This is a genomic window from Natronococcus jeotgali DSM 18795 (genome assembly GCF_000337695.1).
Classification (GTDB): domain Archaea; phylum Halobacteriota; class Halobacteria; order Halobacteriales; family Natrialbaceae; genus Natronococcus; species Natronococcus jeotgali.
Genome location: NZ_AOIA01000076.1, coordinates 1 through 13,154 on the forward strand (window position 1 = coordinate 1; position 13,154 = coordinate 13,154).

At 51.9% G+C, this 13,154-nt stretch carries 6 protein-coding genes and 2 pseudogenes; 2 read left to right on the forward strand and 6 right to left on the reverse strand.

Annotation, left to right across the window (positions count from 1 at the left end; translation table 11 throughout):
• Positions 1-786 precede the first annotated feature (786 nt).
• Together C492_RS22550 and C492_RS22560 are read left to right on the forward strand one after the other, a co-directional pair.
• Positions 787-1,028, forward strand: a pseudogene (locus C492_RS22550) (helix-turn-helix transcriptional regulator).
• Between the two features lie 877 nt (positions 1,029-1,905).
• Positions 1,906-2,166, forward strand: a complete 261-nt coding sequence (locus C492_RS22560; RefSeq protein WP_083898794.1) for a hypothetical protein — start codon at positions 1,906-1,908, stop codon at positions 2,164-2,166.
• A gap of 996 nt (positions 2,167-3,162) precedes the next feature.
• Here C492_RS22560 and C492_RS25210 read toward each other — a convergent pair.
• The 6 genes and pseudogenes from C492_RS25210 to C492_RS23590 form a co-directional block, all read right to left on the reverse strand.
• Positions 3,163-3,591 (reverse strand): polysaccharide deacetylase family protein, encoded by a 429-nt coding sequence (locus tag C492_RS25210; protein WP_449289503.1) that lies wholly within the window; start codon positions 3,589-3,591, stop codon positions 3,163-3,165.
• 1,372 nt (positions 3,592-4,963) lie between these two features.
• Positions 4,964-5,815, reverse strand: a complete 852-nt coding sequence (locus C492_RS08255; protein ID WP_008422333.1) for an ABC transporter permease subunit — start codon at positions 5,813-5,815, stop codon at positions 4,964-4,966.
• Positions 5,812-6,747: an ABC transporter ATP-binding protein gene (locus C492_RS08260; RefSeq protein ID WP_008422335.1), complete on the reverse strand. Its 936-nt coding sequence runs from the start codon at positions 6,745-6,747 to the stop codon at positions 5,812-5,814. Before C492_RS08260 ends, C492_RS08255 begins: the two co-directional genes overlap by 4 nt.
• A gap of 767 nt (positions 6,748-7,514) precedes the next feature.
• The gene (locus tag C492_RS25845; protein WP_394295471.1) at positions 7,515-7,994 is read right to left on the reverse strand and encodes a DUF5518 domain-containing protein; all 480 of its coding nucleotides are present in this window, start codon (positions 7,992-7,994) and stop codon (positions 7,515-7,517) included.
• A gap of 2,140 nt (positions 7,995-10,134) precedes the next feature.
• A pseudogene (locus C492_RS25215) lies at positions 10,135-11,042 on the reverse strand (ABC transporter ATP-binding protein).
• Between the two features lie 1,216 nt (positions 11,043-12,258).
• Positions 12,259-12,843, reverse strand: coding sequence for a DUF7344 domain-containing protein (locus C492_RS23590; RefSeq protein WP_083898795.1), 585 nt, complete (start codon positions 12,841-12,843; stop codon positions 12,259-12,261).
• Positions 12,844-13,154 lie beyond the last annotated feature (311 nt).

Sequence of the window (13,154 nt, forward strand, 5' to 3'; positions counted from 1 at the left end):
CCAGGAGAGCCGTCCCGCCGTTGGTTAAGATCAGCCGTCCTCGAGCGTCGTCCTGGAGCTTCGCGGCGGCGTTGTTACTCGCGTTCGGTCGACAAGATCGCCAACGATCACGTATGTAGTCCTAGTACGTGGTTGTTGGCGGTCTCGAGAAATCCGAAGAGCGGCCCATAGCTTGATAATGACTCCACCACAAACCGCGACTGTCGCGTATCCCTTGGCGCGACATCACGATCCAGCACTCGGTCCATATCCCACCGGTATTGGCCCCATACGACCGGTGGTCCTTTTGCCAGCCCAACCCTCTTTGATTGCACTGTCTCTACTACCAGTTGCTACACTGAAGGATGAGAACTATTGGTAGGGGTCCACAAGAGTAATTCAATGCCAACCGATACGGGTTCGACGCGGGAATATNGCACTCCAGTCAACCTGCTCTCGACACTGGAAGCGCTCAACATCCAGTATCTCGATATCGATGAGATCCGTACGCTGGTGATCTACCAGACCGCAATTCTCAATCTTGTGGTGCTTGACGGTGAACTCTCTGCTGCAAATCGTGTTGAACTCGAAGTCTATGAAGATCCCCGTCAAGACTTCTCTCTCGAATCGGATGAGAAGGAGAAGACNGTCCTTGCTTCGTTCCTCGACCAACTTGTCTCTGAAAACCGTCACTAACTCTCCGATCAAAATTAACCAATAGACTACTGTCCTTCTCAAAAATTGGAATTCAATCTGGCTAGTAGATACGATAGAAATAACAATATTCGGTTACAAGGGCAACTCATCATGGACGATCTTACAGGCTTTCAGCGAGATCTCCTGTACGTCATTACAGGCGCTGATCAGCCGTCGGGTCAAGACATCAAAGACGAAATCGAGTCGTACTATAGTAGCGAAATCAACCACGGACGGCTGTATCCCAATCTCGACACCCTCGTCAACAAGGAACTCGTCGAGAAGGGAGAACTCGATCGACGAACNCCATTCAGGAGCGCCGTGAGTGGGAATCACAGTACGTTGACCTCTGACTCAGAGAGATGTTGCGTCGATCCGAGCCAGTCGGCGTCACCTAAAGCCTGAACAAGCGCAGGTAGTACCACAAATTCCGATAAAACAATATAAACTATACATTTCTCAACTCACAGAAGTTGAGACTGCGTTCTCCGATGCATATGGAATCGTCACCCATTTCGTCACTTCGTTTCGACGAGTCTTCACCGNGCGTTCTCCGATGCATATGGAATCGTCACCCATTTCGTCACTTCGTTTCGACGAGTCTTCACCGAAAGAGCCGATACAGAGACAGTGCGGACTTATCACTGGTAGAACAGACTTATTAGATAAGAGAGTTACTCTTGCAATAGGATATCTCCCATGACTAATGTAGTTATTGGATTACTAGCTGGAGCTCTTATTATACAATTCCCGATAGGTATTCTGATGTATATTGACGCGAGACNCTCCCATGACTAATGTAGTTATTGGATTACTAGCTGGAGCTCTTATTATACAATTCCCGATAGGTATTCTGATGTATATTGACGCGAGACGACTCGATCTCAAAAATCCTCAAATGTACTGGTTGGGCGTAATAGTACCTGCAGCCGGATTCGTCGTGATATTATACTACTTTTCAGAACGAAAAAGTCTTCCGAAGAAAGAAACAGAAACCACATAGATTCNAGTACCTGCAGCCGGATTCGTCGTGATATTATACTACTTTTCAGAACGAAAAAGTCTTCCGAAGAAAGAAACAGAAACCACATAGATTCCCCCTATCTATTTATATATCACTTTCCGAGGATGATACAATTGGTACACGAACCATTCTATGACATCCTGAAGGCTACAAACTTAACGAAGAAAGTGACAACTATTATTCAAGCACTCTTCCAACGGTGATGTATGATTGAGCGACAAGAACGGAACATACGACGAGATGGAGCCCTCTTTCTGTTCGGCTTAACGGGTGTAATTTTCGTTGAACTCGTAGCATCACCAAGGGCGGCCGGAAGTGGGGAGACAGCGGTTCATGGCTTTCTCTTCGGTTGCTCAGTCGGAATAATGCTTTCCGGGATTTTTCGTGCTACCAACAAACAAGCTCTTTATTCAACGCTCTCGTTGGCCATCGGCTTTGCCCTTAGTGCTGTTATCAACGTATTCTGAGTCGTGTTTACGAAATCAACAGTAAGTGGACTTTTCACTATCTAGAGGGAGTCATAGAAATATACCTATAGTTTCGATTACAACCACCCCTACAGTAAATGAACTGATGAGTAGGTATACTTCCATGGTTCTAAGTGCTCTGCTGAGGAGTCTGGCGAAGCATAGAATCGATCTTTGAAATCCTACGGCGGATTTTAGGTAGATAGCCGCTCAAGTTCGGTCAGAGCCTCATCAATGGTGACAATTGCGAGATTATTCTCGAGGGCAGTCTCGATAATATAGCGAATTCGGTCCGCAGTGAGAGTATTGTACTGGGAGTGACCTCCGACGATTGCGAGGACATTCTTCTCAGCAGCAGTTTCCATGAACGCACCGATCTCATCTTTGCTTGCTTTATCGGTCTCGACATACATCCGATGCATTGTCGTCGGATCCAAACCTACAAGCTCGTTGTGACCACCGTAGCCGTGGTTCGCGACTGCAGGATAATGTTCCCGGACAATATCCTCGGCGAGGCCGTTGTACCGTCCATAGGGATACACGAATCCTGTCACGTCTAGTCCCCATGACTCGAGGCGGTCGTCCGTTCGCTCGAGAATCTCGTGCATAAACGACTCGGAATATCTGACGACCCCCGATGAACCGACGGTCTCAGTGAGGGGTGACTCGAGTTCGATGTACTCTCCGCTTGAGTCNTCGGAATATCTGACGACCCCCGATGAACCGACGGTCTCAGTGAGGGGTGACTCGAGTTCGATGTACTCTCCGCTTGAGTCGTTGCCCCGTCCGGCGACTGTGGCCGTCGTCTGGATCTTGTCGTCAGAAATCGTAAGGGGATCACCCTTCACGGCACCGTGGCGGTTGACTGTGACATACAGATGATCGTCGCCCTCGCGAGCGGGCTCGGTCAGTTCGGTATGACCGAGCGCTCTATGGCGGTAGGTGTGGGACAGGACCCCCCACCCGTCGTCCTGCATCTCTCGAAGCTGGGCAGGATCAAGGTACNCGGTAGGTGTGGGACAGGACCCCCCACCCGTCGTCCTGCATCTCTCGAAGCTGGGCAGGATCAAGGTACGCGTCTCGTTCCTCCATGAGGCCGGGACAGGCCGCCGTACAACCGGGAGCGCCATACTCCTGATGGACCTCATAGGCGAGCGTGTAGTCCTCGAGCGGGCTGTCATCGTACGTGAAGACAAGCATCCCCTCGCTGTCCTCGAGAACTGAGTTCTCGTCGTCGCGTTCGGTTTCATTGCCAGTTCCGTCTTGGGTGGCCGGCTCCGAACCGGTGTGGTCGCGTTCGGAGTCAGCTACTCTTTGCTCTTGTCCCTCTTGATCCAAATCATCGGTATTTCGCCCAGAGTGCCAATACGCGACGCCACCTACGGTAGTCACGCTGGTGAGGGCAAGGACCTGCCGCCGGCGCATCTACCGCACCACCCTACTCGTCTGTCGTCGAACACAACAATTATCTCCTCCGCCAAGATTCACAGAAGCGGTATTTTCGATTCGACCATCTGAAGTTGTCTGTCCTCGTTTACCATACCATATTGATGACTGCATNTAATATTATAACCTAAATTAACACTCCACTTGAAGCATTTGGTATCTTCATACTGATCAGCCATTTAGAACTAAACGCACTCGGCGCTAAGTCAGTGAGACGAGTTACCGCGTCAGCAAGTGCGACCTCCTGGGCGTGTTATAGAATCGTCCCTACAGAATTGTTTTCACCCTGACCTTCAACAAACCAGCTGGGAGAGAGAGCATGCCTACTTTACAAGGAGTGGCAATCTACTTGGATTTCTTCAAGGCTGTCGAACCCATACGATTCCGAGTGCCGGTGATTCTGTGAACGTGATTGAACACTTATCATTATGGGGCGTATTGTCTCGATAGATGTCATTGATTCCAACAGAGTGGGGTGAGCCGGATTCTCGGCCAGGCATCTACTACGAACTCCTCTGGATAGGGCTGGCGGTTGTCGTACTCGGTACGCTCGCGTACTGGGAGCCGTTCTTAATCACCATCTCGATTACNCTCGGTGTGATTCTCGGCATTGCTGTGACGTACAGCTCGTTTGTGAGCGAGCGGTTCCAACGACTCTGGGCAGATTTTCGCATCCGGTTTGCCGGCCTCTTCGTACTCAGCATGGGCGTCCAACTCGGACTTGCTGTCGCCCCCACGTGGACGGTGCTCACGATGTTAGTGACGTTTCTCATACTCATTCCACTTCGCGTCGCTGTCTACCTTCGTACACGGTAAGTACTACAGCTGATCGCTAAGTGGTTCGCCTGTACGTAGCGGCTGTCACTCTTGAGTAGAGTTACGCTTGTAGACGAACACGCGTTACGTAGAGCTGCGTATCTTGCAACGAGTAGGTGACTGCTGACAGGTACTTCGCCGTGATCGCCGCGACGCCACCCGTGCGGTTGTACCGAAGCCATGTTGAGTGATCACCAACACGTTTAGTTGTCGCCCGAGAATCACCAGTATGGGATCACGGCCAAAAGCCATCCGCTGGTTCGACCGACTTTCATTCCCAATAGAGGTTGGGTCGACAGTTGTCGGTCTAGCCATGGTTTGGTACTTCACCGACATTTCAACAAGTGCTATCGGTGGAGCAACGATTGGGATCGTTGGAGCACGCCTCTGGCAGCCAGTGAAACGACGATTCGGTATCAACAACGGTTGGGGAAAATCCCTATTGGACTCGCTCTGTTCGGATTGGGAATATACGGTGTATTTGGTGGTGTCTAAAGCGACGAGGAAAACAGAGAAAATCCCGGGTTCGATCCGGTTAGCTCAACACTGCGTTCTTGAAGCGAACATAGCCAATCCCGAGTGGGACGACGATCCAGAGTGTAACGATGACCCAGGCGAACCAGTTCTCAAGGTAGAACGGTACTTCGCCAGCGACACGGCCGGCCGCCGTGAGATCAATGTCCTCAGCACCGACAAAATCAATGAGCGTCAGCGAGATCGCACTAAGGGACTGTCCCGGACTCAATCGGACAATGAACAGATACCAGGCGGGAAGGCCGTCGAAACCCGGGAGGCTGCCTTCGACTGTCCAGTAGATCGCCATCGCGACGAATTCCCAGAGGAAGTCGAACAATACGAAGAAGCCGAGGGTGGCTGCCAGCGCCTTCGCGCGGGAGCTGACGCTCGCGGAGATCCCGACCGCGATGGCGACGTAGACGAGCCCCATGAGCAGGGAAAACGCCAGCAGCCCGAGATAGTCGACGACTGCGAAACCCTCGTAGAGGGCAACGATGACGGCTGCACCAACGAGAAAGCCGATTACGGTTGGAATCGCTACAACGCCAGTTCGACCGATGACCTTCCCAAGGACGACGTCGCGGCGCGTGTTCGGCAGACCGAGCAGGAAGCGAATGCTACCGGACTCGCGCTCGCTGACAATCGCTTGGTAGCCGACGACCAGCCCAATAATTGGGATCAACAAGCCGATCGGTGAGAACAGAAACCCGACGCCATCCTCGAATCCCGGCGTTGTGCCGTCGCTCGCCAGCAGGTACGGGATCACCGAGATACCGGCGACGGCCAGGATCAGCAGGCCTGTCAGCGCCCATAGCATCATCGACCGACCGGCGTCGGCGAAGTCCTTCCTCGCAATGTGGACCCAGCTCATGCGCCGATTACCTCCGATTTCGAGACGTCATCGGTCGTAAGCTTCGCGAACAGTTCCTCAAGCGACGGCTCCTTCGAGGTGATGTCGTCGATCTCGACGCCGGCGGCTTCAACGGTGTTAATCACTGCGGCCTTCCGGCTCGAATCGTTCAGCACGATAACGATGTCAGATCCGGAAACGTGTGTGTCGGAGACGCTCGGCATCGTCCGCAGCTCGGTGAGGAGGTCGTCGGGAACGGTATCGACCGTCAGAACCAACTGTGACTCGGCGTCGAACTGATCCTTGAGCGCGTCGATCCTGTCTTCGGCTACCAGTCGACCGTCGCGCATGATTCCCACACGGTCACAGATCGCCTCGACCTGCTCCATAATATGGCTCGAGAAGAAAACAGTCGCACCGCGATCGACCTCTGCGCGGATAATCGACCGCATCTCGCGAGCACCGTTGGGATCAAGCCCCGACGAGGGTTCGTCGAGGATGAGGAGGTCAGGCTCGCCGACCAGCGCCATCGCGAGCGCGACGCGTTGTTTCATCCCTGTCGAGAAGCCGCCTGCCTTCCGGTCTGCGGCGTCTTCGAGCCCAACGCGTTCAAGCAACGCGCTGGCGTCGTCGTCGGCACCCTTCACCTCGATTGCAAATTGAACATGTTTGTGCGCAGTCAGTCGGTCGTACATTCCGAAGTCCTCCGGCAGGACGCCGATCGACTGGCGGATCGCCTGGGATTCCTCGACAATATCGTAGCCGAGCACCGTCCCCGACCCTGACGTCGGCGGCGTAAAGCCGAGCAGCATGTTGATCGTTGTTGATTTCCCGGCGCCGTTCGGCCCGAGAAAGCCGTACACCTCTCCGTCTTTCACCTCGAGATCGAGACCGTCGACAGCCGTAACGTCCCCAAACCGCCGCGTGAGCGAATCTGTTTCTATAGCACTCATTCTTGTAACTCAAGAAACAAACCACAGGATAATGTAATTTGTGCTATGATCATACACTCACTTTCCACTACCAATCATTGCCGACGCTGGTTACTCCTACTGACGACCGTCGATCACGACAAACCAACCCGCTCGATCGTGTCCAGTATTGTTGAAGTTTATGATCAGTACGTGCGGCTCTGGTAACCCCGCTATAGACGATTTACTCTGAGCAATCTCTACGATCGTCAGAGAATTCCTTACAAGTCTGAAGTATAGCCACTTCGCTGCGATATTACCAATAATTAATAAAAGTATCAGCATTAGATCCGCAGACCGATGTAACAACTGCTCTTTGCCCACCGTCTCAAGAGGATACTGTGTTACGTACAAAGAAAATACTTGTCGAATGATAAATAAGGCATAGGTATGGAGTTTCCGAGACCAGACCTCAGAGAAAATGCCAAATTCACCGTAACTGTCCTGCTGACGCTTGCTTTCCTCCAATATACTGGCATATTCTATGAAAACGCAGGTACCATCAACTGGCGATTCCTACTTATTCTTGGGATGATTCTCCCTATCTTCACATGCTTTTTGACGATCATCACAGCAAATATAGAACAGTTGCCAGATTATGATAGGGTGACTCGCACAAGAAAGTAGAGCTAAGCTATACTGGTTGGTACGCCTATCTATTAAACGGCTGATTCGTCGATTTCAGTATGAACCAAACGAACCCGTGGTGCTGAACATATCCTCTGTATCTTGCACACGCTGTCTACCAGCTACTGGATAGGATGAACGAAGCGTGCAATTACGATGCGTCTGTGCTGGTCGTCCATCTGGAGCCAACAGTGTTTGCCACCCAACCACCGACGTGACCGAATCCGAAACCGAATAGAGGTGCAACACACTACCAGCCCACTGGCGAAGACGACAAATACGATTCTAAAGAGCGACCATGTTGCCGTCATCCCTGTTGTCACAATGAATATGAGCAGTCCGAGGACGCCACCAATGAACCCAGCACGGAGTCCAGCGGCACTTGGGTCTGACGAGCGGATTGCAGCGAGGACTCCTGCAATGAACGCTCCAATTATCATTATACCACCGCCGATAGTCGCCTCCGAATTTGGCAGTCGGTTTAGAATGGCGATGACAGGTAGCGAGGCTAGCGCACCGATAAGCGCGAATCGCCATGCTAGAGGAAGAATGTGGACGTAGGGAGGTAACACCATACTTACTTCTAAAATTTCCAACAGCATAAATTTTCGCAGGGCAGGAGACTGAGAGTTCTAATGGCTACTCAAGGACAGGTGTATTCGTAGACCTATTTATAAACTAATTCATATAATAATTGATTGTAACTAACGCTACGAGAAAACTTCTATGACACCCTCGTACAATGAATGCGAATATCGACCCGGGTAGAGTACCTCATCTTGTATCATTCCCTTATCCCTCTGTGTCGCGCCGGTGGTAGCACTCGTGCTTTCGTGCGCTGTCAGTGCAGTTCGTGAGTCTCGAACCTTCGTATCGCCTCGTGATAGGCGTGCCAAGCGACCAGTAGTCCACCGAAAACCAGCAGTATACCGAATCCACCCCGGAAGGCAGTGAGAGGAAGATCCAGAATTGCCACTCCAGCGTCGTTCAGCGACGATGAAAGGGTGGTAAGCACTCCGTCGTTGGCGACTAACCCAAGAATGAATCCTGGAACGTAACCAATCCCAGAGAGCGCCAGCCTCACCAACTCCGGTGCTACGACGAGTCCAACCAGCGCCGCGCCGGGAAGCCACATTGACACAGCGTGAAGCACACCCGCGAGCAACCGCGGTGGTCGTACTCCATCGCTGTTGCCGATGCGGATGGCACTGTAGCGCGGGAACCACATCCCGACTATCGGNGGTGGTCGTACTCCATCGCTGTTGCCGATGCGGATGGCACTGTAGCGCGGGAACCACATCCCGACTATCGGTGCGAGTGTCGCCCCGACGACAGTGAGAAAGCATCCCATCAGTGTCAGTGCTATCGCCGCCAATAGTCCGTATCCTCCGACGAGTGCTGTCACAAGCGTGACGACGGTGACGACAGGCGTGAACAACAAACTCGGGGCGATAAGTCCGCGGACGAACGCCCGACCGGAAACAGCAGTTAGGGTTGTCGGCAGGACGGCTCCTTCGTCGCCGAATGGATTGAGACCGAACGCCGCGCTGGCGGTCCACCCCAGCAACACGGCGGCAGCTGGTCCCAATATCGCGAGCGAGCTAGACCCCTGTAGTATCATGTTCACTAATGCTGAACCGCCACCGAACACCGGGATCAGCAGGAAGTTTAACCGCTGAGGTTCCCGACGGGCTCGCAACAGGGACCATTCAGCAACGTGACGGGTTGGTCCGGTGATGAACGGGACGCCGAGGGGGCTGATGGCCCGCTCAAGGGCTCGCTGATCGCCCTCCGTGCGGGTGGAGACAGAATTTTTGTCAGTATCAGAAACGGTGATCGACTCGCCAAACCAGAACGAGGTGGCAATACGCTCGGAAAGCCAGCTCCCACCGATGAGCACCACGCTAACCGCGACTACTCCCCCGAGAGCGTGTATCGATGACCAGCCAATGGGCGTACCAACCGCCAGTAAGTCTGCGAGCCACCCAGTCGGAATCACTCCGAGTGTGGCTGGACTAATCGAAATAGGCAGTTGCGGTACTTGGAACAGGAAGTAAATGCCGAAAAACAGCATCACAACCGTCCCACCCAGAACGCCCTTATGACGAGCAACGAACGGCACGTTGGCCACAAGCCATGCAGCACAATACCCCAGCAGGCGACCGGCCGTAACCGCGCTGGCGACGTACAGACTACCGGCCAGCGGGACTGCCAGAAGGGTTAGTGGTGCACTGAAGGCGTACGCCCCGGCAATAGCGAGGAGAAGGCCGACCGGGAACACATATGTCAGCACTCGCAGGCTCTCAGCGACGATGCCTCCGACGATGGCGGTTCTAGGTGAGACGGTCGTCAGCACGAACGCATCGGCGACCGGTTTACTGTGCGCTGCTGTCGTCCGCTGCGCGAGCATGAACGTCCCAAACACCCAGAGCATGGCGAGCGTACCTCTGACAATCCGATTTATCGAGAACTCTGGNGTCGTCCGCTGCGCGAGCATGAACGTCCCAAACACCCAGAGCATGGCGAGCGTACCTCTGACAATCCGATTTATCGAGAACTCTGGATCCGTCCCACGGAGTTCCGGAACGAACAGGACCGCAACTCCCGTTAGCATGAGCGTCATGAAACCAACACCGCCAGCCATCAAGATCAGCCGACCAGTGTCTTCCCGAATCGCCCGGATAGAACGCTGATANATAGTCGAACCAGCCCATCCGAATGGCATGCTTGAGCCAGCCCGATTCAGCCATCGGTATTCTCCTCAACGACCCTCTGGTTAGCGGTACCGACAGCGCTGGCCTCACTGTCCGCCTCTCCCACAGTGCCATGCTCGTCGGTCGTGAGTTCGAGGAAAGCATCCTCCAACGAGCGTGTCTCACCAGTCTCTGCGCGGCGTTCGAGATCAGCAGGCGAACCTTCAGTGACCAACTCTCCATCGTAGAGGATTCCGACCGTGTCGGCGACTTTTTCGACAACAGGGAGGATATGCGTTGAGAGGAAGACGGTCGTTCCCGCGTCGGCGAGTTCTGTAATCATCTCCCGGAGCGTCCGTGCAGCGCGTGGATCCAGCCCGGACGTGGGCTCGTCAAGGAAGACTACACTGGGTTCGTGGAGGACGGCCTGTATGTAGGCGGTTTTCTGCCGCATTCCCTTCGAATAGTCTGCNCGTCAAGGAAGACTACACTGGGTTCGTGGAGGACGGCCTGTATGTAGGCGGTTTTCTGCCGCATTCCCTTCGAATAGTCTGCGATCCGCGTGTCAGCATCTGCCGTTAGATCCAGTTTGTTGAGGAGTACATTGATTCGGTCACGTGCCGCTTCCGCGGGGAGATCGCGGAGACCGGCAGCGTATTCGAGCTGTTCGTAGGCCGTCGCGTGGTCATACAGTGGTGGTTCCTCGGGTAAGTATCCGATGTGGGTACGGAGGCCATCTCGGTCCGTGATTGAGACGCCAGCAACAGAACCGGCTCCCTTGGTTGGCTGTGTAAGCCCGGTTAACATTCGCATCGTCGTGGTCTTCCCTGCGCCATTCGGCCCGAGGAATCCGTAGACCGATCCACTTGGGATAGAAAGATCTAGACCACTGATGGCAGTAGTATCGCCATATCGCTTTGTTAATTCTTTAGCGAAGACGGCAGGTTGATTGTTCACAGGATAGTATTTTCACACGTGCATTATATTACTTTTTATTATATTTTCAGAAGATAGTGGATAATACACAGACTGCAGTTATAAACTATCAAATTTGATAACAAATATAGGTCAAAGATGATTTGTGACACTCATCGGACTGATAGTGATTGCTCTCAACCATATCTATGCGGGCTCTTTTACCGGACAAGAGCGTGTCATAGAACTCTTCTCGTCCCCTTCGATGTGACCGAAGTGATAGATACCGGTAAAGCACTTACCGATGACAGACACATCTGAGAGTATGACTAAGGCCGACGACAGCGGAGACGCAGATGTGGAAAACAAGAAAAACGAATGGCTAGACCGCATCATCAATTTTCTCGCCACGTATCTACCGTGAGTACGGAGAAGGTTTCTCACTGATAGACTCGCATTCTCTCTGTATCGGCTCTTCCAGTGAAGGCTCGCTGAAAGGAAGTTGCGAAGCGGATAACGAACTCTATGCGTTGGGGAACACAGTCTCAACTACTGTCTTCCCCACCCTCGAGTTGAGAGTCATTGGTGCTGAATCGGCTCTTATAGAGAGTCTCTGTCACATACCTGTGAAATAAATATAGAGAATGGATCAAGTATCCTGCGGAGACCATACTGGGTTTACTAATTGATTCCTATAAATTTCGATAGTATGTATTGATCCAGAATCGTCAATGACTGTTTTGGAGAACGTCTTCACACATCTAGAACAAGCTCTAATTCGGACTTTTCCTTTTTCTTTTTACTCTCAAAATATTTTGATTCTGCATGACCCAATAGATAACATCTAATGGACACTTTCTCAGAGTAGATACGTCGTAGTGATAATAGTACTGATTAGAAGTTCTAACTGTGATGGTGGCCTTTCACTCTCATCGTTACGTTCGCACGCTCGATCTACCAGCTGGTTCGTTGAATATCAGAGTGAAAACAATCCTGTGGGGACGATTCTATGACACGCCCGAAACGAAGCAACAAGAGAAATACTACTTCCATATGCAATGGACGAAGTAGTCTCAACGTCTGCTGGCTCGATCATATGCTACAGTCTCAGGGTGTCATAGAATACGTCTCACACCCGCTATTTGATGATTATAGCAGTCTCATTCTACGCTTCCACCAGCGTTTGAGCTGCTCTCGTGTTTTATCCATCCTACCTGACCGAGAATAATGTTGCTTGAGAACTATTGTATGACACCCTCTACAGTCTTGTAACCGCATTCGTTGCGAGAAACAGAGCAATGATAATACCACCGAGAAATTCTCCAGAGATCGGTATCAATCCGAGTGTGACGGCTAAGAGCAGTATCGCACTGAGCCCGGCAGCTACCAAATACCAATTGTTGACTGCCTGCTTGTCAGAGCCTGGCGTTTCAAAACGGGATTGAGCATTGCTCTTTTCCAAGGGAGAAAGACCAAGATATGGAGCAAAGACGTTCAACCGCTCAGTCGGCTCCAGACGTCCGCAAGACGAATTGTACCGAATAACGCCTGCCTCGTCAAGTTTTGGGAGGTGTGACTGATAGAGTGGGATATAAATCCGTTGATATTGCGCCTGTGTTACGTCGCTAACAGAAGTTTCGTGTTCTACTGCTGCAATATATGTAGCAAGTGTTGGTAACCTAACTTGGTCTCCCGTTTCAAGCAAATACTGAATCACGTCTCGTCGACGACTCGTGCTCAATAGATGGAATATTTCCTCCTTTGATAGCGGCTCAGATCTCGAACAAAAATCAGGATACGCTTCCTCCTCGTTTTGCAGGCGATGATCTGGTTTTGAGCTCATATCAGTAAATTGCCGGTTATTTCTTGCTCAATTCATTCCACCAGGATCAAATAAACCGTGTTATAGGATCTGAGTAACAGACCCGCATCGTCTATTTTACTCTTTGATACCATCTACTGATCACTTTCCTAGATTCAGATCCTGATCACCGCCATCTTGTTACTACGAAAATACAAAAAGGTCTATGTATTGTAACGTACAACCCATTGAACTATGGTACGTATACAACGTAGCATGGTAGCGATTGCAGCTGTATTCCTTGCTGTTGGCATGCTTACCCCGATGGGTGCTGGTGCTGGGGCAGCAGAGCC